The organism is Novipirellula methanifontis (assembly GCF_052161655.1).
GTDB lineage: Bacteria > Planctomycetota > Planctomycetia > Pirellulales > Pirellulaceae > Novipirellula.
The window spans coordinates 9713533-9738402 of record NZ_CP197418.1 but is presented as its reverse complement, the minus strand read 5'-3'; the positions used below and the strand labels follow the sequence as shown (position 1 = coordinate 9738402).

Sequence of the window (24870 nt, the reverse complement as noted above, 5' to 3'; positions counted from 1 at the left end):
CGCGACTCAAAGCGAGTCAGACTGCGGCCCCGGCAACAGGGCATCGTCCCAGCCAAATCTGTGAACTAGACAAACGTATGCGATCGGATTGATCGTTGCGGCGTTTGGGTGAGACCCATTCTGGGATTGGCTGACTGCGGCGAGTGCGGACTTCCGTTTTCAATCATGTTAGACTTGGGTGTCGTGCTCGTTTCCTTTCGCACACCTGCTTAGAGTGAGTTTCGCTGATGGCTGCTTTTGAAGTGTCTCGGTCCATTGAGATAGCGGTGCCGCCCGAAACGGTGTTCGACTGTGTTGCTGATTTTGGCAGCTGGACAAAGTGGTCGCCGTGGTTGGGAATCGATCCCAACGCGGTGGTAACGATTTCCGACAATCCAAATTCCGTGGGGTCGATTTATCGCTGGAAAGGGGATGTTGTTGGCGCCGGGGAAATTGAGCATTTAAAACTCGATCACCCCCGTCAAATCAACGAAGAGATTCGCTTCACTAAGCCGTTCAAGTCGAAATCGAAGGTCGACTTTAATTTCGAACCGACTGATGCGGGGACCAGGGTAACTTGGCGAATGCAGGGCAGTTTGCCGTGGTTCTTGTTTTGGATGCGGGCCAACATGCAAACCATGATCGGCATGGACTATGACCGCGGGCTGAAAATGTTGCGTGAACAGCTCGAGACCGGCGAAGTGCTTTCGAAAATCGAAGTTCATGGTGTCGAGTCGGTTTCTTCGATTGATGTTTTCGGTGTCCGCGATGCAGCTCCGCCGAATAACATGGGGCCTGCGATGGAGCGTGTTTTTTCGTTAACAGAAGAGAAATTGAAACAGGCCGAAGTGTCGATTGATGCGCCCATGGTCAGCGTGTATCACCCCTGCGATTTTAAGCAAAACGAGTTTTCCTTCACGGGTGGCTACGCGGTTTCCGAGGATGATGGAATGGCCGCCGGATTAACGCACTGTCATCTGCCTGCTGGAAATGCACTGCGCGTTCGGCATATCGGCAGCTACGAAAATTTGGGGAACGCATGGAGCGGTGCTTACCAATACGCTCGTTACAAAAAGTTAAAAGTGCTTCGCCAAAACGCATACGAAATCTATCGCAACGCCCCGAGCGACACGCCCCCGCGTGATCGGATCACCGATATCTTTTTGCCCGTAAAGTAAACGGATGCTCTCTAAGGTAAGCAGGCTGGCACAGGTTAGTAAAAAGCGCGGCTGCATTTCACTTTGATAGCAAACACGCGTGTTCTGTTTCACGCCTATTGGGTTCGTCTTTACTTGTGATAGTGTCTTTTTCTATACCTACACTGATGGGCCGTGAGCAGCGGCGGAGAGTGCCCCTCGTTCGAGCAGGTCCTCTTCATTCAGATTTATTAGGAAGGGATTTCGTTGTGGATAACGGTTTAGTCGAAGAGACCAACTCAGCAGAACCAATCGTGGCGGATGCAGTCAACAATGGCCCACGCGTATCCTTTACCGAGGCGACCCACGAATTCATTGGCGACATGACCAACGGCGACGTGTCGGGGGTGATGGAGTACACCACATTGCACCTAGTGCCACAGTTATTTCTGGCCGCGATCGGTTTGGCCGTCATTTTTCTTGGCTATTTGGTCGCCAGTTATCTGTCGCGGATCATCAGCAAGCCGGTACGCCGCCGCGTCGACGAAACGTTGGGGATTTTTGTAGGCAGGATCGTCTTTTACTGCATCATGTTTGGCGTGGTCGGGGCGGTGTTGTCCAAGATGGGCGCTCCGCTGGGTGGATTAGCCGCGATGCTTGCCGCCGCCGGTTTTGCGATCGGTTTGGCGTTTCAAGGCACGCTCAGTAATTTTGCTTCCGGTGTATTGATGTTGGTCTTTCGTCCGTTCAAAGTGGGCGATGTCGTTAACGCCGCCGGGGTGATGGGCAAGGTCAATGAAATTGATTTGTTCACTACGACGCTTGATACTCCTGACAACCGCCGAATCATTGTTCCCAACAGTTCAATCTCGGGCGGAACCATTGAAAATATCAGCCACCATGCCCATCGCCGTGTCGAGGTGCCGGTGGGGGTCGCTTATGCCGCCGATATTGATGCGACGCGTGCCGCACTGACAGCGGCGGTTATGAAATTCGAAGGTGAGTTCATCCCAGGCGAATCGCGGGGCCATGCCGTCATTATGAGTAATCTGGGGGCGAGTTCAGTCGACTGGCTCGTCCGTATGTGGGTGCCATCGAAGGAGTTTTTTCGCTTAAAAGAAGCGTTGACCGTGGAAGTCAAGCGTCATCTTGATGACAACGAGATCAGCATCCCGTTTCCTCAATTGGATGTTCACATCAACCGAGCGGACGGGGCCGAAGAAGCAGTGTTCCAGCGTCCACGTGTTCGTCCGCTGCGACGTGCCGGCGACGGACACGCGATGCCTCACGCCTCGTAAATTCCACGTTTTCTCAGTAGCGGTGCGGCGCAAGCCGCCCGGTCTAATTTGAACGTTTTACTTGCCGCACGCGGGTGGCTCGCGCCGCAACGCAACTAAAGTAGATGACGGCGGGTCGTTCACACATCATGGGCTGTGTGAACACCGCTCGTTCAGCAAACGTTCTAGGTTTAAGCCAGCAAACGACTTAAATCGCTTTGGGACAAAATTTCCAAATCAGCAACCCTTGCGTCTGCTAGAGCGATTATGATGACGCCCACTTTTCAGTGGTACACATCAGCATCATCACACTCTCGATTTTCAGTGCAGCGTTTAACGTCGATCGTTAGGCCTCGTTGACGGTCATCGTGATGAGCAGGGACGAGGGAGCTAGACGGAGCATGTGGCACACCAGCCGAGGAGATCGAACTTTACGAGCCAGCGAAGCAACGTTGGTCAGTCTCGCTATCGATACGATGATCGATGCAATTTTGTTGCATCTTGATGATGAGGATGAATCATCGATGGCACCGGAATGCCAAACCGGTATTGCCGTCTACGATTCGCTGAATGCATCTCAACGAATCGGTTTGTTACACGATATTGCCCGCTATCTGTTGACCGACACTGAAACGGTGATGCCGTTGTCTGCTGCGAACGACGCGGCGATTGCGGCGATCTATGTCGAAGTTCGCGATCAGGTGGCAATCGAAATTGATTTGTACAGTGAAAACGCTGACCACGAGCGTGTCACCGATATCGCACCGTGGCGAAGTTTAGTGTTGGCGGCGTACCAGTCGTTGTTTCGTGCTGCAGAGCCTGGCGAAGATTTTCACAGTGAAGCTGAGTTGGCGTTAGATCCAGCTGCCTTTCCCGCAGTGACTTCGGATGATCTGCCGCGTTGGGAAACGTTGATCGAACGGTTAACCGACGCGGTTCTGTGGGATCGCGATTTTGAGATGGCTGATAGCTTTCTCGATGTGGACCCAGGAATTTCGGATCGTCGTCGACGACTGCTCGGTATCGATGCGGACTATTTCACCTGCGTCGCACCTGACCCGCGTCCTGAACAAGTGATGCGATTGGTTTGGAATACACGCGACATCATTCGTTCCAAACCACGCTAATGCAGTCGTCTGGGTGATTCGTCTCGCTCTGCGAGACTTTCGTCGCAGATTCATCTTGCAATCGCCCGCGTAAAATCGGCAAACTGCGTTACCTTCTTGCAGCATCTTTGGCCTGCGTTTGGTTCCACGAAGGTTTGCCGAATCATGAATCCACTGCTTTCGTTGTTGCGAGCCGTTCATTGTCGCAACACCCACCACTTTTTCGCCATCGATGCGCTGCCCTTGATCCGTACCGACAGCGGTAAGCGTTTGACGCAGTTGCTGCTGCGCTATCATGATCATTATCTCCGCGGAGCGACCGATCCTGATTACCGTTATCGTGATTATCAAAATCACGTCGTTCACGTCAGCGAAGGATACTGGGGTGGCGCTCCACGCGTGGCTCACCAGTGGTATGACCGCTTGATGAAGTACTTGCGAACCGAGCGTTGGGCCGACGCGGCACATGCGGCGGGTGTACTGAGTCACTATTTCACTGACCCACTGCAACCGCTGCACACGGCACATGGTGAGCGAGAACGCGTGCTGCATCAGCCGATCGAATGGAGTGTTCAAGCATCCTACCGAAGTATTTTTGAGGATTGGAAGCACAGCGAGTTACAGGTTGTTTTTCAGCTCGCCGAGAATCCCGGTTGGCTTGGCGAAGCGATCCTGCATGGCGCTCGCTTTGCGAATCAAAAATATGATGTCCTGATCAACCATTACGATTTGGAAAAGAGTGTCGGCAATCGAGCTGCCGCGTTCGATGATCTTTCGCGAGCTGCACTGGCCGAATTGGTGGGTTTGACTGTCACCGGTTGGGCATGTGTGCTGGAACGCATCGCGAGCGAAGCCGAACAAATCCGTGGTGACTCGCTCCCCGCGTTTTCATTACTGCGGCCTTTCGTTGCGGCGACGATCAAGACGCCGCTTCGTCTTTGGGGCAACCGGATCGAGTCAAAATGGATTCAAGACGAACTTGAGAGTCTGGTCGAAGAGTACCAACGTACGGGGCAGCTAAGACGCCATTTGCCAGCCGAAGTCGATATCGTCCATCGTGTGGTGAAAATCTATCACGACGAGTTACGCTGGAAACAAGAGCGTCAGCGGCGACTGCAATCTCGCGAAACGGTAACTCGCGTCGATAAGCCTGCGGACCGACCGGCCGAGACGCCGATCGCAATGCCCTACCGACGTGCCGCATAGCATCGAATGGGAATTAGCGGTTGTCTATTGAAGCGTTGACAGAGCGTAGGGCCGGTTCCTACCGGCCGACTCCATCGAGCCGTCAAGGACGGCCGGTGGGAACCGGCCCTACTCGAATCTGGACATTTGTTTTTTGCTCATTCCCTCAGCAGAACTTCATTTTTGGGGAAGGATGGTTGCCGGGCGCTCCCCATCACTCGAGGTGGCGAACTTGGTATCCTAACAATATTCCGAATACCGTCCGGCGGCAGCGAGTTCAATACGCAGGGAAAACAGCGGGCGGTTAGTGCGTCCCGCTAAAAAAGCACCTGCGGGGTGCCAATGGTGGATCGCATTGGGCGCTCAGATTGGACGCTCGCAGCGCGGACTTCGGTACTGGTTTTGCACCATGCGTAACGAGCGTGGTCGGCAGTGATTTCGATGATCAATTTTTCAACCGTGCTGGGCGACCCCCCCTCACAAAAATGGAGACACGCCGATGCGAGCGTTTGAATCGACTCAGATCTTTTTTGATGCAGCCGCCGAGCATCTCAATATAGAACCGTCACTGCGTGAAGCATTGTTAATGCCTAGCCGCGAGGTTCAGGTCCAAGTCACCATTGAACGTGACGATGGATCGCTGGCCAATTACGTCGGTTTTCGCGTCCAGCACGACAACAGTCGTGGGCCCATGAAGGGTGGTTTGCGGTATCACCCGCAAGTCGATTTGGACGAAGTGCGAGCTCTGGCCAGTTTGATGACGTGGAAGACCGCGGTGGTTAATTTGCCGTATGGAGGTGCAAAAGGAGGCATTGGTGTCAATCCTTCGAAAATGTCCAAGCGAGAAATCGAGCGTCTGACCCGTGCCTTTGTTGACCAGATTCATGATATCGTTGGTCCCGATACGGACATTCCCGCCCCCGACATGGGGACCGATCATCAAGTCATGGCGTGGTTTCGTAACCAATGGGAAAAGTATCATGGCTTCAACCCTGCGGTGATCACCGGAAAGCCGGTCGAAGAATACGGTGCCCGTGGGCGCGAAGAGGCCACCGGCCGTGGCGTCGGTTCGCTAACCGTCAAATTGTGTAAACGGTTGGGCATCAAGCCAGGCTCGGCCAAGACTGCGATTCAAGGTTTCGGGAACGTGGGAACTCATGCCGCCAAATTTTTGTACGAATCGGAATTTCCAATCATCGCGGTCAGCGATTTGACTGGCACCTATTACGATCCCAATGGATTGAACATCTCCGAAGTCCTGCGTCACAAGCTGAATCATCCCAAGGGATTGCTCGAAGGCTACGAACACTGCGAATGTTTACCCGTCGATGCGCTGTTGAGCTTGAAGGATGTGAAGGTCTTGATTCCGGCTGCGCTGGGCGGCGTGATCACGGCTAATAACGTCGACGACATTCATGCCTCGATCATCATCGAAGCGGCCAACGGTCCGGTCGATCCCGAAGCCGATTCAGTCTTGCAAGAAAAAGGGGTCACGATCTTGCCCGATATCTTGGCGAATGCCGGCGGGGTAACGGTCAGCTATTTTGAATGGGTCCAAAATCGCCAGCACTATCGATGGACCTTGGATCGTGTTCGGCAGGAACTGGATCACACCATGAACGAAGCGTTCGAGAACGTGTGGCAGACCGCTCAGCAAAACAACGTTTCGCTTCGGATCGCGGCCTACATGATCGGGATCACACGGGTCCGTCGAGCCGCCGAATTGGCCGGGCTTACCTCCTAGCCTTACGTTTTATCTAATACAAATAACCAATACACATATATGTTTAAAAATATCGATTCTTCGAGAGGATATCGTTTTGGAAATCTGGCCCGCAATTGATCTGCGTCATGGCAAACCGGTCCGACTGAAACAGGGTGACTACGATCGCCAAACCGTCTTTGGTGACGACCCCGTCGAGTTTGCCAAGCGATGGCAAGACGCTGGGGCAAAACGTTTGCACTTGGTCGACCTTGATGCCGCTCGTGGCGACGATCCTGAGCGGAATCGTGATGCGGCAAAACGGATCGTCGAGGCGACCGGGTTGCCCTGTCAACTTGGTGGCGGCGTGCGTGACGAAGCCGCTATTGAGCTGTTGTTAGGACTCGGGCTGGCTCGGTTGGTCGTGGGATCGCAAGCACTGAAACAGCCCGAGTGGTTCGCGTCAATGTGCGATCGCTATCCGGGGCAATTGGCTGCCGGCATCGATGCTCGCGATGGCATGGTCGCCACCGATGGTTGGTTAGAAACCAGCACGACACCCGCAATTGAATTGGCTCAAGACCTTCGTAACCGAACCGCAAACATTGCCGCAATCATCTACACCGACATTGCGCGTGACGGAATGATGAGTGGCCCTAATTTTGAAGGGCTTGCCCAAATGGCATCGGCCACCGATATCCCGCTTGTCGCTAGCGGCGGAGTGACGACGCTGGACGATGTACGTCAGTTGGTGGAAATGGACATGCCGGCTGCGATTATTGGACGCTCCTTGTATGACGGCGCGATGAACTTAGAAGACGTCGTCAAAATCGCAAACGATTTGTAGGGGGCAGTGATATGAATTGTCTGCGAATTCAGCGGTGTTTCCGCTGCGTTGCGTTTATCATCGCGGTCGGGACTTCGTCAGTCGTCTTGGCTGACAACTACAAGCAGTTGCCTCCGCCCGGGATCGAGATCGACGCTGAGGTCAGCGAGGCGTTGGCGACTCGCGTTGATCAATTAGAAAAACAACTCGAAACGTTGGCCGAGGCCTCGAAGGACTCAGCGAGTTGGCAGCCCGACATTCGCGTACTGACCCGAGCGGTTCGGTTGGCGATTACGCAAGATCGTTTTTACAAAGCATCCGAGACGAAGGACGCTGCCAAGCTACTCGACGAAGCAGAGCGGCGGCTCGCGGCAGCGAAATCCGGAACCCGCGGGTTGGCACTGTTGGGTGTCTCCGTTCGCAGTAGCGACAAGCCTCAAATGGTGGTCGGCGGTTTTGTTTCCGATGTCGACGACTCGGTCCAGCCGTACGGTTTGGTGATCCCGCCGGGGTTCCAACTGGGGGCGACAACGCCGCACCGCTTGGATGTGTGGCTGCACGGGCGTGGCGATACCAAGACGGAGATCCCGTTTCTGATCGAGCGGATGAGCAAGGTGGGCACCTATGCGCCCGCGGACACGATTGTGCTGCATCCGTTTGGGCGTCACTGCAACGCATTCAAGTTCGCTGGCGAAACCGACGTTTACGAGGCGATCCGTCATAGCGAGCGAATCTTGCCGATTGACCGCGATCACATTGCGATTCGAGGGTTTTCGATGGGCGGTGCCGGGTGTTGGCACTTGGCCGTCCATGATCCGTTTCAGTGGTTTGCAGCCAATCCAGGAGCCGGATTTGTGGATTCGATTGTCTATCAAGGTTGGCAGACAAACCCGCCGTTTGAGATCGATCCGGTGCGGCAAAAACTGCTTCGTTGGTACGACGTGCTGCCGTGGGTCACAAACCTACAGAACACGCATCCGGTGGCCTACAGCGGTGAAGTCGACAAGCAGAGGCAGGCGGCTGATCGTGTAGTCGCTGCGGCGAAGGAGGCCGGTTTTGAATTTCCGTATGTGATCGGGGCCAAAATGGCTCACAAAGTCAACGATGTTTCGATCGCGGAAATTGATCGTCAGCTAGCGGCCATCGCGTCTGAGCCGGTGTCTGGGCCACGCGGCGAGATCGAATTTATCACGTACACCACCCGCTATGCCAAAGCGGATTGGCTAAGCGTGACGGGACTCGAAGAGCACTGGACGGCGGGCAAAGTCAAAGCCAAGATTGCTGCCAAGGATCGCTTGGTTGTTAAGACCGAAGGCGTGACGCATCTGGAATTCGATTTTCGCAAATCCGCCTGGCCGCCTGCTTCTCGAGATGTGGATCTGATCATCGATGGCGGACGTTTTACGGTTCCCGATCAAAGTGAATTGCCGGGCTGGCAATGCCGTTTGGTTCGCACTGATGGCGAGTGGAGCATTGACGTGTCCGAGTCAAACGTGTTGCGAAAGCGGCCTGGATTGCAGGGCCCGATCGATGACGCTTTTTGCGATCGATTCTTATTCGTTTTGCCGACGCGGCCCGCGACGCATGGCGAAGTACAACGCTGGGTCAATCGCGAGCAGCTATACGCTCAACAGCGTTGGCGTGAATTGATGCGTGGCGATGTGCGAGTGGTCAACGATGTTGATCTGACCGATGATCAAATCAAAAACAACCATCTGATTTGCTTTGGTGATTTTTTCAGTAACCGTTACCTCGCACGGATCCGCCGCGAGCTGCCAATCCAGTGGACGAAGGAAAAGATCACCGTCGGTGACAAGACGTTTGATCCGGCCACGCATGCCGTGGCTTTTTGTTATCCCAATCCCAAGAATCGGGCAAAGTATGTGGTCGTCAACAGCGGGATGACATTTCGAGAGTTTTCCAACGTCAGCAACTCGCGTCAAATCGCGATGCTTCCCGATTGGGCGGTCATCGACGTGCAAGCCGAAGACGACAGTATCTTCCCCGGCAAGATTAGAGCGGAAGGCTTTTTCAACGAGGCCTGGGGGCTGTAAGACAATCGTCCTTAGGTAGCGAAACTCGTCAACGGCTTGTTGATTTAGTGAGCCGTGACGCGTCAGCGGCCGGGTCCCGCGCACTACCCGGTGCCTTACGGCCCACGGCTCACCGTTGTGATTTACATTTGGATTAAATCAACAAGCCGTCAAGAGTTTCGTTCAGCAATCGGGCGTCGCAGAACTCCTCAAGACTTTCGTTGGATACGCCCAGCATCCGAAACTCACGCGCGAGTTTCGCTACTAGACTAAGCCGCGAGCCTACGCCAGAAGCCTATCCCACAAAAAAAAACGACGCGATATTTCATCGCGTCGCTTTGGTTGGTTTCGTTGTCTATCGTTTGGACAGACGTCGCTCGAGTGCTTTCCGCGACAGCGGCATGATCTGAGCCGCACCGCCGGGGTTGTACAGCAGATCGTCGCGACTCGGTTTCGTATCCGTGTTCTCGTACTGAACCAAGTAGGCTCCGACTTGCATCCCGCCATGCTCGTAAACGGGTGGCCAGAATTCTTCGCCGCGAATTGCCAGCGTTTTCGCCAGCAATCGCGTGGCTCGACCCGAGAAACCGCTCAGCACCATATCGAGTCGCCCGAGGGCTTCACGGAAGATGTAGAACACCAATGCCGAATCTTTGCCCTTGCCACCTGCGTAGGCCCAAGTGCCGTCATCTTTTTCGTAGTAGAAGCCTGGTTCCGGAGCGTCTTCGTTCTTGCTCAATCGCACCCCTGCGGATGCGGCACCCGGCTTAGGATCGCTATCGCGGTAGCGAAGGAAGAACGGACACGAGCGAGCCGAGACGTCATCGACATCGTCTTCGGTCACAAACGGAGTGCATCCGAATGCGTCTGAAAACATCAGCTCAACAACGGGATTACTCTTCACGCTGCCGATACACACCAAGCCACGGTCGCCGGTCGCTTCGACGAAACCTTCAAAGACTTCGGTTGCTCGTTCGCGAGCATCTTCGAGCGTGACCTGACCCGGGCTCCAAACCAACGTTTGTTGCAAACGGTCTGGCATCGGTACGTCAGGAACTTTGCCGTCCTCGTTTTCGACGGTCGACTTGTGTTTCGCGGCCCCCCCGAGAGTGGAGACGCCGTTGAGTAGTTCGCCGAATAAGACCGAGTCGCTGGCGACCACGGTGGCGTTCTCGGGCGAGTCATCGCCATCGTTTTGGCGAACGCCAATGACGATTTCAATGTCGCCTCGGCGAGCGAGCAGTTCCCAAAAGTTTTCGGCATTGATTTGGAATAACGCGCCTGGCAGCTGGTCGGCCGTCGCGTAACCATGATCAATCAAGTAATCGCACAATCGCGAAAGTGCATCCAACGGAATGTACTTTGCCTCATTTTTTAACAGCGAAGCCACTTGGTGCCGATCGAGACCCGTGTGTTCCACAATGGACTTGATCGTGCCTGGACGCTTACGCCGGTCCGGGGTATGCCCAAGTAATTCCGCAAGCCGGAATGCGTATCTCATTAGTGAATGTCGAAAAAGAGGAGTGAAGTGAGTAGTCCCGTTTGCGTAATAGTGTAGCAGGAAGTTGCGGCTGTCACGCCTAGGTGTCGGATTACCGATTTCTATCCTATTTGCCCCCCGGTCAAACGCAGCGGTTAGCACGATTATGCCAGGTTCCCCTCGATTGGTTTGGAGCCAGAGCGTCGCTAAAATGGATTTCGCGGTCGACAAGCTCGATTTGGTGGGGCGTACCATGAGCGATCTGGGTATCCGTTGAGCTATACTTAAAGAGCCACTTTTCTCCGTCTACGCAAGTTTTGACGTCTCTATGTCGCAACCGACTACCGCTTCGCCAGCACCACCTCCTGCGGCCAATCGCGATCAAAACGCATTCCAAAGCGTTGCGAGCTTGATCGAATCGAGGATCCGCGAGGCTCAGAATGCGCTGTGGTGGTCCGAATTCATTCGTAGCATTTTACGGATTTTTATCGGCGTTTTCGTCGCCGTTTTGCTCTGGGTCGTGATGGACCAGTGGATTTATACTCCTGGGACGCTTGCTCGCGTGGTGGGTTTCTCGGCACTTATCGGGTGGGTCGTTCACCAAGGGATCACGCGGGTGTTGCCCGTCATCAAGGGGACGATTCGGCCTGAGTATGCGGCTCGGTCACTCGAACGCGATGTTCCCGAAATGCGTCAAGAGCTGACCAGCTATGTGACGCTCCGCGACCAAAGCAACTCGCCCAGCCTGAATGGCAAAGTCATTCGATCGATCGGAGCCCACGCGGCAAGCCGGCTTCGTACCCACGACGCACTGCCGGTCGAAGCTACTGGAACGCTTCGCTGGTGGATCGCCGCAGCAAGTTTGATGGCAATCTTTTTCCTCTATGCCGCGCTGTCACCGAAAAACAGTTTCCAATCGGCCAGCCGGTTGGTGATGCCAATCGCGTCAATCGACCCTGCCAAACGAGTCAAAATTCGTGACGTTGTTCCTGGCGATGCCGAAGTGCTAGCGGGGCGAACAGTCGAGGTGTCGGCCGTCGTCGAAGGACTGCGTCAAGACGAGCCGGTAGTGTGCCGCTGGCAGCTTGAAGATCGCGAAGCGGAGATAGAGTTGATTCGCGATGCCGATTCCGGTCGATTTGCCGGAGAGGTCTCGCTCGATCACGCCTCGTCCGGCCAAGTGCCTTATCAAATTGTGGCAGGCGATGATGTCGCGGGTCCCTTCTACCTGAGCGTTCAAGACGTTCCGGTTGTTGCCGTTCAGTCGATTCGATACGTGCCGCCGGCTTACACGCAAAAACAGCCTCACACCAGCAGCAGTGCGGCGATCACCGCGCTCGATGGAACGCGTGTTACGGTGACCGCGCGAACGAATCGTCCGATCGAAAAAGCGACGATCCAGTTTAATCCGAAACCGCTTGGCGATTTGGTGCATGCGACGGCCGGAGAATCGGCGATGAGCATTGATGATTCGGGCACCCTGGTCACTTTCACGTTTCCCGTTCGCTACGCCCGTCAACGATCCTCCGCGGTGCAACTGGAAAGTTATCGCATCAAGGTTTGGGACAACATTGGGCAAACCAATCCGGCGCCGATTGTTTATCCGATTCGCGTGAACGCGGACTTGTCGCCCGAAGTCACGATCGTGATGCCGCAGCAATCGCCCAAAAATATTCCGATTGATGCTCAGCAGATTATCGAGATTCATGCGGCCGATGCCGATTTTGGCTTGCAGCAAATCGAAATCGAGATCCGTCGCGGAATCGAAGTACTCGAACGTGCGACGCTGTGGAGCGACGAGCTTGGTAAGAAAGGGAACCAGATTGCCGAATACCGTTTTCGGCCTCACGAACATTTCCTTCGCGTGGGTGATGCGGTCCAAGTCACAGCGATCGCGACCGACAATCGCGAAGATGAATCGGATCCGTTGGTCGAACCCAACGTTGCCAAAACCGATCCTCTGGAACTTCGCATCACGATGAGCGAACCAGTGCCAAAAGAACCGACGGCGGGCGACGGTTTGTCTTCGCCCGATAACAAGCCCGCTGCGGATCCCAATGCCGGCGAATCGTCAGATGAAGGAGGGCAGGGTGGTTCCGGTGGTTCGTCGTCCGCAGGCGGTAAAGGTGAATCGGGTAAGCAATCGGGAGGTTCGTCGGGTGGTGGCGAAGGTGGCGAGTCGGGGGAACCCCAAGACGGCGATCAAGAAAAAGAATCCGGTTCATCCGGCGGTGGGGGGAAACAGCCAAACGACCAAAACAATGACGCCGATGAAAATGCGTCGGAAAACAGCGGTGCAGGGCAGGGTGGTTCGAGTCAGGGCGACGCGTCAGATTCGAACTCAAAGCCATCGGATGATTCGATGGGTAACTCGGGTTCGAGTGACCCCAGTAGCGATCCGTCGAAATCCGGCGACGCCGATCCAAGCCAGACGCCGCCCGGCAACGAAGATGGTTCCCAAAACGCAGAAGGGAGCAGTCAGGGGGATGGAAAACAACCGCAAGGATCCAATCCAAGCGATCCACAGAACGCAGGCAAGCCATCCGGAGATTCCAAAAACGGGGCAGGGCAGGGCAGGGCAGAAGAAGGCATGATGGATCCTTCGAAACAGGATTCGCCCCAAGATGCCTCAAATTCGGGTGGCTCGGGCCAGCATTCCAGCGGCTCCCAAGAAGCGGGATCTGATGGTGCATCGGGCTCAGAGAAATCGTCCGATGGCGGCAAGCCTGAAACGCCGGAGCATGATGGGGAAGCTTTCGAGCGGATTCGCGACTACCTCGACAAAAAGAAGCAAGAACAGGCGGGCCAGGGAACGCAAAATGATTCCGCAGCCAAGCCGGAATCTCAACCGGGTCAAAACGGCGAGAATCAATCGGGTTCCAAAACCGACGGTGCAAACCAAGAGAACGATTCGAACAAAGCGAACGGCTCGGGCAAACAAAACGAGTCCGGCCAAGGTAACGATTCAAACCGTGGCGAGGATTCCAAATCGGCATCCAGTGATGGCGGGGGCAAACAGCCCGATGCCGACAAGCCAGCGGGGAACGATAGCGGTGCAGGTGAATCAGCAAAGGATCCGTCGGGCAGTGAAGCCGCTGGCGATGCGGCGGCTGAGAATAAAAGCGGGGCGGGCGAGTCCAGCGATGCGTCCCCAAAAGACGCTAGAGCCGAAAAGGGCGACGATGCGGCTGGCCAGTCCGCCGAGAATGCTGGCGATAAGACCGGTGAAGAAGGGAGTGAAAAAGGGGCCGGCAGCGACCCGATGAACGAACAAGCAAGCGGTGAAAAAGGCAGCGGTGAAAAGGCCGACGGCGAACAAGGTAGTGGCGAACAGGACGGCAGCAAGCAAGACGGCAGCAAGCAGGACGGTTCCGGGCAGCAGCAGGGAGACGGAGGGGACAAGAAAGCAGGGGAGACGGGAGAAGGGGAGAAGGGGAGTGATGGAAAGCAGGGGAGTGATGGAAACCAATCCAAATCGGGGGCACCTCAGGATGCTTCGTCCAAAGCCAATGAAGACATGAAGTCTCAAGGCAGCGAGTCGCAGTCTGGACAACCTAACAATTCCGGCTCGAAGTCTGAATCGTCACCCGAATCGGGGCAGCCTCAAGACGCGTCGGAGAATCCCTCGGCTTCGTCGAGCCAGGGCAGTAACGGCTCGGGTTCGGGAGCGGACACTGGCGAAGCGGCTGCCGATTTGCCGCCGACCCCTGACCCCATCGATCTTGATTACGCCAAGAAGTCGACCGACATGGTACTTGATTACCTTGACGAAACTCGTGATCAACCCGATCAAGAGCTATTGGAAAAATTGAATTGGAGCGAGGACGACATGCAGCGGTTTGTCGACCGTTGGAAATCCGTTCGCGAGCTGGACGGGGCCGATCCAAACGATCCGAATGCGAAGAACGAATTGACCGAAGCATTAGAAAGTTTGGGGATGCGTCCCCCGACGCGAGCCACTAGCCAACGTCGCGAGCAAGCCGATGCGTTGCGAGGACTGCGTGATGCCGGCAACCGAACGCCACCGCCCGCGGCATACCAAGACGCCTTCGACTCCTTCCGCCGAGCCATCGGCGGAAAGTAGTGGATCTAGCCAAAGATCCTGCAGTCGTCGCAGAGCCGGTTCCCACCGGCCAGTTTGTGATCGGCCGGTGGAACCGGCCCTACTCAAACATCTCGTCAAGCTGCTCGATGTACTGCAGTGCCTCTTCGGGCTCTTCCACGTCTGCTCCTGGGACACGACCCGCTCGGTCGCAATCGCCCAACAGGCATAAGTCCTCGAACCACGGGTGAGCGGCCAGTCGTTTACGACGTCGCGCCCCGATCGTACGGTCCTGGATCTTATGCATTTCCATGTGATGCTCGATCAGCCAGACCGTTCGCTCGCTAATGAATCCCTCGAGTGCTTCCAGACCGCTGGCGACATGATCGTCCGGATCGATCGCCTTGCCAACATCATGCAGTAGTGCGGCCAGCAAAAACTCTTCGTCGTACGGCATTACGTCTTTCGCCAGTGCAAAAACTTGCATGCTGTGAAACAAAGCATCCCCTTCAGGATGGTAGCGCGGGCTTTGCCGAACGTTTTCCAGTGGTACCAGCAGCGACAGAAACACGTTGGAGCGATCGGGGCACACATCCATCGTCAACAATTGCTCGGCTTGTCCATTCGCATCGACGTCATGTTCCATCGCAATCACACGTTCCAGTTCCCCAATCCCGGCCCGTTCGATCGGTTTGCCCGTGATCGAACTGCGGAAATTGAACCCTAGCAGGGACGGATGGTACACCGTCAATTCCACGGGGAATTGGTCTCGTACATGCAGGTGGGTAAACACGCGTTGCTCGCCATTTTTTTCGACCCGTTTGCGCTGCATGTGATAGAAAACGCCCTGCTCATCCAGCACGATGGCAATCGATTGAGGCGAAGCGGCAAAGACGTGGATATCGATATCCGAGCCTTCGCGGATACTGCCGGTCAGCACGCTGCCGATCAATTTGGGATGAAACGGAGTCAGTTTTCGCAGCCACCATGCGGCTCGCAGTCGCATCTCCAGTAGGCGTTTGGAATACCCCTGGTCGCCTTCGCTGATTCGGGCAAGCAATTGAACTTGTTCCCGAATTTCGGCGTTGGTGGGCAAGTCGGCTGGCTTGATCCAGCCTTTGTAGATTCGACGGGCCGCTTTTTGTTTCGCGTGAAAGTATTCGCTACATTCGCGAGAGTACATCAAGCGTGCCGCTTCCCAAGCAATTTGGCGGCGAAGTTTTGGCGATGACATTCAGGAGGTTTGACGATGCAAACCGAGAAAGATCGAGCAAAGAAGTGTTAAGTCAGCTCTTCAGTTTTCGTCGTTTCGCCCCAACTGTCAAGATGTTTTTTTAAAGTCTCATTATCTCAGACGCTCCATCCACTTCTTGGCGAACGCCAACTGTCCCTGGATAACTGCGGTATGGGCAGAAGGTTATTCCGACGCTGAAGGCGGGGGCTCGATCGATTTCATGAAGTCTTCGGTCGCCATTTCGTCGATGCGAACATGGTGATCGCGGAGTGGTGGGAATAATTTTCCTGCTGCGGTTTCGAACTTCAGCTTTTCTGTGTTGCGAAGTGGCATATGGCAATCAACACAGTTCTCAGTAATCCGGTCACCAATTTGTTCCGCCATGCCGCAATGCTGTGCGTCGTGGCATTCAATGCATCGCTGCGAGAAAAGCCGCATGTTACCTCGCTCCTGCTGGTGTGGATTATGGCAATCCGCACAGGTCATCTCCGATTCTTGGAAACACTTGCTCCGCGACAATCGATTGAGCTGATTGCTGGTGTGTACGCGGTTCTCGTCGAGGTACGCCTTGCTCATCTCGAAATGATCGGTGACACGATCGCCGGGCCGAAAAGCAAAAGGCGTCGTCTTTTGTGGGGCCGTTCCCGAATGGCATTGCCCACAGATGTCTAGCTGCTGTTGACGCGTCAATTGTTGAGGGTTCGTGATTGCCTTGGCCTCGCGTGAATCTGGGTTCGCTCGGTGAAACGAGACGTGCTCGCGTCCAGGGCCGTGGCATCGCTCGCACGAAACCCCAAAGATAATCGAACCGGGTGTGTAATGATTGCTGCCTTTGCGGACGTCGGCATAGGTCGTATGGCATTCAATACATCGAGAGGGAATGGGTCGGGCATACGCCGCATCACCGTCAATATAGCCTGGGCTGTTTACCCAGTGATCGGGGTCGGTAAGGTACGTAACGTTGTGCTGATAGAGTTGGTCGCCGTGCCAGTAAAGATAGGACTCGCCCATCTTGGCTGAACCAAATGCAATTTGCATCGGTACTTCAAACCGCCATCCGTGAAAATTCACTCTCTGGAACAACTGGTTGTCTCGCTTGACCATACTGAAAGCCACATTCGGGTCGACGGTCAGCATCTTGTTCCGTCCTTCAGTGAACGGCCCATGAACGGTTTCAGGACTTGCCAGTCGACTGGTTTGGAAATGTGCGGTCTGGACGAATGAATCAAATTTTTCTGCGTGGCATTCACGGCAGGATTGCGGTCCAACGAATCCAGGGTTTTCGTTCACCGGCTTGGTGTCGGTGCTGGCTTTAGCGATTTTTCCCGGTGCGAAAGGTATTTCGACACCCACATCGGCTCGTGGGTAGCCAACAAACCAATAACCATCCTCTGCGACCCAAGCACTAAGGAACTCGTTAGGCAGTGGTTCACCGAGCCCACGCTCTGCCAACGCCGCCAGGTCCAATTCGCCTGTTTGAGTGTCTTGGGGTGGTTCAGCGACAGTGAGTTGCTTCTGCCGCTTTAGAAGCCGCTGAGCTTGCTCGTTGTCGCCCTTGCCAAGCAGCATCCAAAAGAAAGTCGATATCAAAGTGATACCGGCAATTACGACGAACCACTTACGTTGCAATTTGATGCTCCCCTGGAACCCAGTGTTCTGTTCGTCCGGCTTCTCGACCGCGTCGCCCCCGTCGGAAAAGAGATCGCGTTGACCTTTAGGGAGTGCAGACAATCAGATTGTACACTACGCCAGCATCATGCTCCACGCATGAGGAGATCTCACGAAAGGGGAGCCTCAAGAATTGGTTCAGCGGAATAAATCAAAGAATAAGGCCAAAGGTCTAGTGCATCTTTGATGGGCGGTTTAATTGTGTTCTTCCTTGTGTCAGCACCGCTTTCTCCATGGATTCACCCATCGTCCGATGGGGGGTGATCCATTCGTAATCACGTCGTGAGGATTGTAGCGATTGGGAACGGCAAAACCGTGTTGCTCCATTGTTCGGCTCAGTCCGCACGATAGGTATTGTTCGGCTCAGTCCGAACGATAGGCACAGAGAGTCCATCCGTCACTTTGCAGACCACAGAGAACATTGCATGTTTCGATTTTTGACTACGTTGACGCTCATTGCATGTGTGACGACCGCACAAGCAACACCACCGACAATCCTAATCAACTCCTCCAATTCCACGATTACGAACTCAAACGGGACCTCTGGTTTTACAACCGTTACCGTAGGGGATGGCGAGTCGATCTCCGCCGTGAATGTGAGTACGAACGGTTTAGGCCTCCATACAGAACTAAGTGGAGGAGGCGAAAGCTGGCACCGTGATTGGAGCAATGAGGATGGCAATCTGCTGGATTTTGGAAGCGCATCCACGGTTGCTCCTGGATCCTATGACTTCGATTGGTACTTGAGTTTTGGTGGTGACTTCACCATCAATTTCATCTTTGAATTGCCTCCTATTGAATTACCCTCTTTCGAAGCAGGCCAATTGCTCGGCAGCACGACGCAGGCTCAATTCCAGAACCAGAACTATCAGTTTCAATCGCTGAGCAATCAAGTACGAAACATGGCCGGCAGTTTCTCCGCTGGTGCCAACTCGTTCGACCTCATCTCGCTCACCCCGCCACCTCGCACCGCAGGCGATGATGACGCACCGATCAGTCTGGTCAGCTACGAAGAGCCGTCCGTCCAGCAGACCGGCTACCAAAGCGGGTTTGGCAGCCAGCTCGGAAGTCGCAGTTATCGAAGTTCGCCGCTGACGCGAGGCGGTTGGGGTGGTTGGATGCAAGGCTACGGCATCGGCGGCAGTGCCGACGGTCACCTCGGTGTGGCTGGGTTCGACTACGGTGCTGGCGGTACCCAGTTGGGTCTGTTCCGCAGCGTCGACGCTCATACGATGGTTGGATTTTTTGGCACGTACGGCTATCAAAACGTCAGCACGGACAACGGTTCCGAGGTGGATGTCAACAGCGGTATGGTTGGCACGTTTCTGCACCGCAACGATCACGATGGCAACTACTACACGCTGGCCGGCAACGCGGCGTACGACGACTACGACACGTCCCGTACCGGTGGCATCACCGGCAACTTTGACGGTGTGCAAACCGGCACCTACCTGGAACGTGGTTGGATACGCAACCTCGGCGGCCTGACGGTTCAACCGAATGTGGCCTTGCAGTACATCTGGGTTCACCAAGACGACCATGTCGAATCCGGCGGAACATCGATCGACGATGTCGATGCCCATTCGCTCCGCAGCATGGCTGGCGCGAATTTTTATGGCAACCGTCACATCCACGGTCATTACGGTTGGCGTTGGACTCCTAATTCCCGCGTCTCATGGATGCACGAGTACCTGGACTCGGCAACGAGTGTGACGGGCATCCAGGGCGGATCGAGTTTTGCAACCAATGGCTTGGACTTGGGCCGCGACTGGGCATTGTTGGGCATCGGTTTGCAAGGCAATCGTAACGCCGCGCTAACGCTGTACGGCAACTACGATCTGCAGGTCAACGACCGTAACCAATTCCACACCGGCAGCGGCGGCGTGGTCTGGACACGATAAGAGAGCGTCATTCGGGCCAGTCCTTCGCAAAGATTTCAGAATAAACAGGAATATTGGTGCGGCAGAAACATAAAAAGACGCCATTACGGTACGAGAATTTTTCTGTCGCATCAATATTTCTGTCTTGTTCTGAACAGGCAGAAAACATCCCGATTGCACCTAGTGTCAAATTTGCTGCCCGGCACCAATCCTCGCTATTTTCTAACCTTCCATTTTCTAACCTCTCTTACCCGCCAATCGGCATCGACACGATGCATGCGACTGGCACGGTCGGGACCGTTCACGATCGTGACCCCGCTAACATGACTTTGCACGGAGTGAGGACGGGTTAAAAAATACGATCGCTAAGCCGATGTAGTGCGATCCATTGGATCAACATCGCCCACCGCGAAGTCACCTTCTTCGCCACGGTCCCCCGTCAGTCTTCCTATTTTCCTACCTCCATCTTCCTACCAAAGTTTTCCCCTTGATACAGGCGATGCTGCACAAAATAAGGCAAAGGAATCAGCCTTGCCTGATGAATCCTCGCCTACAAACCACTTGAATAGAAAATTTTGGCTTGGTTGGGCAGCAATTGATTGACACCAACGTGTTCCACCGAGGTTTCCGGTAGCGAGTCGAGCAGCAACTCGCCTGTGGGCTCGATCGTGATCGGGGCGGCGTTTGTTTCGTTCGTTGTCAGTCGCGAGTAGACCGTCGCGGTTTGCGTTCCTTGTACGTAGCGGATTTGATACAGACTCGATTCGCTGTCGTAGTATGTTTCGATGTTCGCATCACACAATAGTCCCGTTGTTCGCCAATGTTTCCTCAGCTCAATCAGCGATTGATACCATTGCCACATGTTTTGGTTCCCATCCTCTCGGGATTCCAGTTTCGAGGATCGGAATGCAGCCTCTTCGGTCGGCAGCAAGCCTTCGGACCAATCGTGCTGCGGGTACTCAAGTCGACGTCCGTTGACCACAGCCTCTTGTAAATGCGCGTCCGTAAAATCGACGAAGAATAGAAACGGCCGCGTCGAGGCAAACTCTTCCCCCATGAACAGCATCGGAATCGCGGGCGTTAGACACAGCAGTGTCGCCGCCGACTTCTGTGCTGCTGGTGATGTCAATTGGTGTAGTCGCTTGGCTAGCGGATGGTTGCCGACAAAATCGTGGTTCTGGATCGAGTAAACCAGTCCATGGGTGTCAACGCGAGTTTCCGGCGTCTTTCGGCTTCGTTCCTTTCGCATCGTTCCTTCGAATACGAATCCTTTGGATAGCGATTGAGCCAAGTCGGTTCCCGAGCGATAGACGCGATTGGAAAGTTGCTCGCCAGGACGCACGACCGCAAAAACGCTGTGCAAGAAGTCGTCACACCACTGGGCGTCAAATCCGATTCCGCCTTCGGCAAGCGGTCGGTTCATCTCGGGGTCATACACGTTGGATTCGGCGATCAGCAACACGTTTCGATTCGCTGCTTCGGACCAGCGTCGTACCGCATCGCTCATCTCCGCGACGATATGGGGATCATTGTCATCGCGAGTGCAGTGAATTGCGTCGACGCGGAGTCCGTCGATGTGAAACTCGTCGAGCCAGTAGATGGCGTTGGCGATCACGTACCGGCGGACTTCGCTGCCCCATTTCGGGTCATCAAAATTCGGAGCGTCGCCCCACGGTGTACCATGTTTTGCGGAAAAGTACGGGGCAAACTCACCCAGATAATTGCCTTCGGGGCCAAGGTGGTTGTAGACCACATCGACGATCACGGCCAAACCCTTTTGGTGAGCCGCGTTGACGAGCTGTTTCAGTTCCGCCGGCGTTCCATAGTTGTGGTTCGGTGCGAACCAATTCACGCCATCGTAACCCCAATTCCAACGGCCTGCCGCATCGGCCAGTGGCATCAATTCGATCGCCGTCACGCCAAGTTCGACCAGTTCATCAAGTCGCTCGATCGCACTGAGGAATGTACCCGATGGCGTGAACGCACCCACGTGCATTTCGTAAATGATCAAATCGTCTCGCTCGACCGATTGCCACTGCGAATCGGTCCAATCGAACGCGGGATCGACCACTTCGCTGGGGCCATGCACCCCAAGCGGTTGATAACGGGATACAGGGTCGGGCCGCTGCGGGCCGCCGTCACAGCGGTAAAAATAACGCTCCGATGGTCCGCAATCCTCCACGAGTCCCACATGGTATCCGTCGTCATTTTTCTGCAATTTGACTTTGCGATCTTGGCCGATCAGCTCGACTTCGACCTGGTCTCGCTCGGGTGCCCAGACGACAAAACGTGTTTGGTCTTTTCCAACTAGCGTCGCCCCGAGCGATTGGTGGGGGGCGGCGTTTGCCGAATCGATAAATGACGATTCAAATTGCGAAGATAGCGAACGTTTCATGGTCACAATGGATCAGGTGTAAGAGAAAAACGGTTACACTGCTGCTACCAACTTCGACAGTCTGTTCCCGCGGTGCAATCCCCTCATGTTTTCAACTTCGGTTCACGGGTTCGTTTTTAGCAGCCTGCTCGTTTTGCTTGCGGTTTGTGCCCCCCGCTGTTCCGCCGCCGAGCCCACCACCACGAAGTCCACTGAGTCTGTGAAAATCCGCGTCGCGACTTTTAACGTTTCTCTGTATGGCAAAAAGGCCGGCGAGGTCTACGAGCGGCTAATTGACGGACGTGATCCGAAAGCAATCAAGCTTGCTGCAGTTGTGCAAACGGTGCGCCCCGATGTGTTGCTGGTCAACGAAATTGATTACGAACCTAATGCGGCAACCGCTCGGTTGCTCGCCGAAGAATATTTTTCGATCGCTAAGTCTGGCCGCAGCCCGATCGAGTATCCCTATATCTACACAGCGTCGAGTAACACGGGGATCGATTCGGGTTTGGATCTGAACCGCAACGAAACCGCGGGTGAAGCCACCGATGCGTGGGGTTACGGCGTTTACCCAGGTCAGTATTCGATGGCGATTTTCAGTCACTTTCCCATCGACCAGAAAAACATTCGCACGTTTCAGAATTATTTGTGGTCCGAATTGCCGGCTGCTAAACGGCCTCGTGATCCCGAAACACAGAAGCCGTACTACGAGGACCGAGTGTGGTCAAAGTTGCGGTTGTCGAGCAAGAATCATCTGGATGTGCCGATTCAAATTGGCGACGCCACGATTCATTTTTTGGCAAGCCATCCGACGCCGCCGGTGTTTGATGGTGTCGAGGATCACAATGGTTGCCGCAATCACGATGAGATCCGATTTTGGCTGGACTACATCGACAACCCGGACGCAGCATATTTGCGAGACGATGTAGGGAACAGCGGAGGGCTGGCGCGAGATGCAGCCTTTGTGATTCTTGGCGACCTGAACGCCGATCCAGCCGACGGTGACGGCAAACAAGACGCAATTCGGCGATTGCTCGGCCACTCTCGTGTTCAAGACCCCAAGCCTCGCTCGCCAGGTGCGGCGGAAGCGATTGCAAAAAACAAGGCCAATGCCAAACACGTCGGCGATCCCACGCTGGATACTGCCGACTTTGGCAGCAGTGGTCATTTTCGCGTCGACTATGTGCTGCCGAGCGAGTCACTAAATGTGGTGGATGCCGGTGTGTTCTGGCCCAAACGCCAAGATCCGCAACGCGAATTGATCTCGGCGAGTGACCACCGCATGGTGTGGGTCGAAGTCGAGGTGCCCTGATGCGTAAACGTGTGCTGTTGATGATCAGTTCGATGCGCGGCGGTGGCAGCGAACGACAAACGTTGCTGTTGCTGCGGCATTTGGATCGAGCTCGGTTCGAACCGCATTTGTACGTGATCGAGCGAGCGGGCGACTTGATGTCGGAAGTTCCTGACGATGTTCCTGTGCATTCGTTTGCCGATCATCAGCGGCCAAACCAGCTCTATTTTCCCGGCCGCATTTTGCGTCAACAGATCGCGGATCTGCGGGATCGGATCGTGGAAGAAAAAATCGCGGTAGTTTACGATCGTACGTTTGCGATGAGTTTGATCGCGGCACCGGCTTGCCAACGGTTGGGGATTCCGCGGATCTCGACGATCGTCAGCCCGCCAGAGCGAGCGCTGCCATTGGTCGAAAAACGTTTTGTTCGCTGGAAACGATGGCGATTGGCGACCGCCTATCGTCAGGCTCGCACAGTGGTTGCCGTCAGCAAAATTGCCGCTCGGTCTGCCGAAAAATATTACAAGCTGTTTCCCGATTCGGTCACGGTGATCCCCAATCCCGTCGATCGCGACGATTTGCTGCTGAAATCGGTAGCGGCCCCACCGCGTGATCCCGATCACGTCACAATGGTTTGTGTGGGTCGGATGACGTCGGAAAAGGGGCACGCGGATCTGATTCGAGCCGTGGCGTTTGCCGAGGCAGATTGGCCCGCCGAAGTTCCGCCGCTGAAGTTAATCATGGTCGGTGATGGGCCCCTGAGATCGCAATTGCAGCAATTGGCGGCGGAGCAACTCAAGCGTCACACGATCGAGTTCGTCGGAGTCGACGCCAACCCGGCACCCCACATCGCGGCAGCGGATGCGATGGTGTTGCCGTCGCTGTTCGAAGGGATGCCCAACGTGGTTTTAGAGGCGATGGCGTTGGGGACTCCGGTGATCGCCACGCGTGCCGGAGGAACGATCGAGTTGATGGATCAAGAGCCGACGATGTTGTTAGCGGATCCCGGTGAGCCGTTGTCATTAGCCAGTGCGATTCGCGAATTTGTCAGCGATCGTGATGCGGCGATTCTGCGTGCTGATGCGGCACTGCGTTACGTCCGTGATTTCCATGACGTGAATCAAACAACGCGGCGAATCGAAGACTTGTTTTCGTCGTAATGGCGAATCAATCGAGCTTCGCCATTCGCTTGATCGTGACAATGAACCCTTCGCGATCTTTCGGCGATACCAGGTATTCACGCTTTTCTGTTTGAATTCGAACACGGCGAAGCGACAGCGCCGGAGCACTTTTTAGGCTCGATGATTTTTCGATTTGTTGAATGTCTGCGATCGGAATCTGATAACAGAGGATGCCGCATCGAATCGACACGGCATCGTCGAGGATCGTATAGCGACAGGGAACAACGAAGATGCCTTGCACAAACAAGGTTGCTGCGCCGGCCAGAAACAGCAGCGACGCATCCCCCGGTCGACCATTTACCATCAAGTAACCGCCAATCACGACCGCCACCACGGGCGAGAGCATCAGCAGCATCAGGAGCCAGAGATCGATCGCCGATTCGTAGCGAATCGGCGTTTTTAGAGCGGGGGAAGGTTCGTTCATTACTGTTGAGGTTTCTTTTTCTTGGTTTTAATCATCCAGAGGGCCCATCCAG

The 24870-nt window shown here is 54.9% G+C and carries 16 protein-coding genes; 11 read left to right on the top strand and 5 right to left on the bottom strand.

Going from position 1 to position 24870, the window contains the following annotated elements; translation table 11 throughout:
- The first annotated feature begins 227 nt into the window (after positions 1–227).
- The 7 genes from SH528x_RS34565 (at position 228) to SH528x_RS34535 (ending at position 9265) form a co-directional block, all read left to right on the top strand.
- Positions 228–1157, top strand: coding sequence for an SRPBCC family protein (locus tag SH528x_RS34565; protein ID WP_442507968.1), 930 nt, complete (start codon positions 228–230; stop codon positions 1155–1157).
- Positions 1158–1384: 227 nt separating this feature from the next.
- Positions 1385–2413: a mechanosensitive ion channel family protein gene (locus SH528x_RS34560; RefSeq protein WP_442507967.1), complete on the top strand. Its 1029-nt coding sequence runs from the start codon at positions 1385–1387 to the stop codon at positions 2411–2413.
- 380 nt (positions 2414–2793) lie between these two features.
- Positions 2794–3519 carry a hypothetical protein gene (locus SH528x_RS34555; RefSeq protein ID WP_442507966.1) on the top strand — a complete coding sequence of 242 codons (726 nt, stop codon included), beginning with the start codon at positions 2794–2796 and terminating at the stop codon, positions 3517–3519.
- A gap of 144 nt (positions 3520–3663) precedes the next feature.
- A complete protein-coding gene (locus SH528x_RS34550) occupies positions 3664–4704 on the top strand; it encodes a zinc dependent phospholipase C family protein (RefSeq protein ID WP_442507965.1) in 1041 nt (346 codons plus the stop codon).
- A gap of 478 nt (positions 4705–5182) precedes the next feature.
- Positions 5183–6427, top strand: a complete 1245-nt coding sequence (locus SH528x_RS34545) for a Glu/Leu/Phe/Val family dehydrogenase (protein ID WP_442507964.1) — start codon at positions 5183–5185, stop codon at positions 6425–6427.
- 76 nt (positions 6428–6503) lie between these two features.
- The gene (gene hisA / locus SH528x_RS34540) at positions 6504–7232 is read left to right on the top strand and encodes a 1-(5-phosphoribosyl)-5-[(5-phosphoribosylamino)methylideneamino]imidazole-4-carboxamide isomerase (RefSeq protein WP_442507963.1); all 729 of its coding nucleotides are present in this window, start codon (positions 6504–6506) and stop codon (positions 7230–7232) included.
- 11 nt (positions 7233–7243) lie between these two features.
- A complete protein-coding gene (locus SH528x_RS34535; RefSeq protein ID WP_442507962.1) occupies positions 7244–9265 on the top strand; it encodes a hypothetical protein in 2022 nt (673 codons plus the stop codon).
- 334 nt (positions 9266–9599) lie between these two features.
- Here the strand turns inward: SH528x_RS34535 and SH528x_RS34530 are convergent, their stop codons facing one another.
- Complete coding sequence (locus tag SH528x_RS34530) at positions 9600–10745, bottom strand: helix-turn-helix domain-containing protein (RefSeq protein ID WP_442507961.1); 1146 nt, start codon at positions 10743–10745, stop codon at positions 9600–9602.
- A gap of 307 nt (positions 10746–11052) precedes the next feature.
- Between SH528x_RS34530 and SH528x_RS34525 the strand changes: the two genes are divergently transcribed.
- Complete coding sequence (locus SH528x_RS34525; protein ID WP_442507960.1) at positions 11053–14808, top strand: circumsporozoite protein- membrane associated protein; 3756 nt, start codon at positions 11053–11055, stop codon at positions 14806–14808.
- Between the two features lie 79 nt (positions 14809–14887).
- On the opposite strand, the gene SH528x_RS34520 is transcribed toward SH528x_RS34525, so the two are convergent.
- Positions 14888–16000: an HD domain-containing protein gene (locus SH528x_RS34520; RefSeq protein WP_442507959.1), complete on the bottom strand. Its 1113-nt coding sequence runs from the start codon at positions 15998–16000 to the stop codon at positions 14888–14890.
- Positions 16001–16183: 183 nt separating this feature from the next.
- A complete protein-coding gene (locus SH528x_RS34515; RefSeq protein ID WP_442507958.1) occupies positions 16184–17731 on the bottom strand; it encodes a multiheme c-type cytochrome in 1548 nt (515 codons plus the stop codon).
- 362 nt (positions 17732–18093) lie between these two features.
- Between SH528x_RS34515 and SH528x_RS34510 the strand changes: the two genes are divergently transcribed.
- On the top strand, positions 18094–19569 hold the full coding sequence (locus tag SH528x_RS34510) for an autotransporter outer membrane beta-barrel domain-containing protein (protein WP_442507957.1): 1476 nt from the start codon (positions 18094–18096) through the stop codon (positions 19567–19569).
- A 529-nt stretch (positions 19570–20098) separates the two neighbouring features.
- Here the strand turns inward: SH528x_RS34510 and treZ are convergent.
- Complete coding sequence (treZ, locus tag SH528x_RS34505; RefSeq protein WP_442507956.1) at positions 20099–21943, bottom strand: malto-oligosyltrehalose trehalohydrolase; 1845 nt, start codon at positions 21941–21943, stop codon at positions 20099–20101.
- Positions 21944–22028: 85 nt separating this feature from the next.
- Here treZ and SH528x_RS34500 point away from each other — a divergent pair, with 85 nt between their 5' ends.
- Positions 22029–23234, top strand: coding sequence for an endonuclease/exonuclease/phosphatase family protein (locus SH528x_RS34500; protein WP_442507955.1), 1206 nt, complete (start codon positions 22029–22031; stop codon positions 23232–23234).
- Positions 23234–24373, top strand: coding sequence for a glycosyltransferase (locus SH528x_RS34495; RefSeq protein WP_442507954.1), 1140 nt, complete (start codon positions 23234–23236; stop codon positions 24371–24373). The genes SH528x_RS34500 and SH528x_RS34495 overlap by 1 nt, the downstream gene beginning before the upstream one ends.
- A gap of 7 nt (positions 24374–24380) precedes the next feature.
- On the opposite strand, the gene SH528x_RS34490 is transcribed toward SH528x_RS34495, so the two are convergent.
- Complete coding sequence (locus SH528x_RS34490) at positions 24381–24818, bottom strand: PH domain-containing protein (protein ID WP_442507953.1); 438 nt, start codon at positions 24816–24818, stop codon at positions 24381–24383.
- Positions 24819–24870: the final 52 nt, after the last annotated feature.

Coding starts and splice junctions, on each gene's coding strand:
- SH528x_RS34545 (WP_442507964.1), top strand. CDS start 5,183: ATGCGAGCGTTTGAATCGACTCAGATCTTTTTTGATGCAGCCGCCGAG.
- SH528x_RS34530 (WP_442507961.1), bottom strand. CDS start 10,745: ATGAGATACGCATTCCGGCTTGCGGAATTACTTGGGCATACCCCGGAC.
- SH528x_RS34555 (WP_442507966.1), top strand. CDS start 2,794: ATGTGGCACACCAGCCGAGGAGATCGAACTTTACGAGCCAGCGAAGCA.
- SH528x_RS34525 (WP_442507960.1), top strand. CDS start 11,053: ATGTCGCAACCGACTACCGCTTCGCCAGCACCACCTCCTGCGGCCAAT.
- SH528x_RS34520 (WP_442507959.1), bottom strand. CDS start 16,000: ATGTCATCGCCAAAACTTCGCCGCCAAATTGCTTGGGAAGCGGCACGC.
- SH528x_RS34495 (WP_442507954.1), top strand. CDS start 23,234: ATGCGTAAACGTGTGCTGTTGATGATCAGTTCGATGCGCGGCGGTGGC.
- SH528x_RS34565 (WP_442507968.1), top strand. CDS start 228: ATGGCTGCTTTTGAAGTGTCTCGGTCCATTGAGATAGCGGTGCCGCCC.
- SH528x_RS34550 (WP_442507965.1), top strand. CDS start 3,664: ATGAATCCACTGCTTTCGTTGTTGCGAGCCGTTCATTGTCGCAACACC.
- SH528x_RS34500 (WP_442507955.1), top strand. CDS start 22,029: ATGTTTTCAACTTCGGTTCACGGGTTCGTTTTTAGCAGCCTGCTCGTT.
- SH528x_RS34490 (WP_442507953.1), bottom strand. CDS start 24,818: ATGAACGAACCTTCCCCCGCTCTAAAAACGCCGATTCGCTACGAATCG.
- treZ (WP_442507956.1), bottom strand. CDS start 21,943: ATGAAACGTTCGCTATCTTCGCAATTTGAATCGTCATTTATCGATTCG.
- SH528x_RS34510 (WP_442507957.1), top strand. CDS start 18,094: ATGTTTCGATTTTTGACTACGTTGACGCTCATTGCATGTGTGACGACC.
- SH528x_RS34535 (WP_442507962.1), top strand. CDS start 7,244: ATGAATTGTCTGCGAATTCAGCGGTGTTTCCGCTGCGTTGCGTTTATC.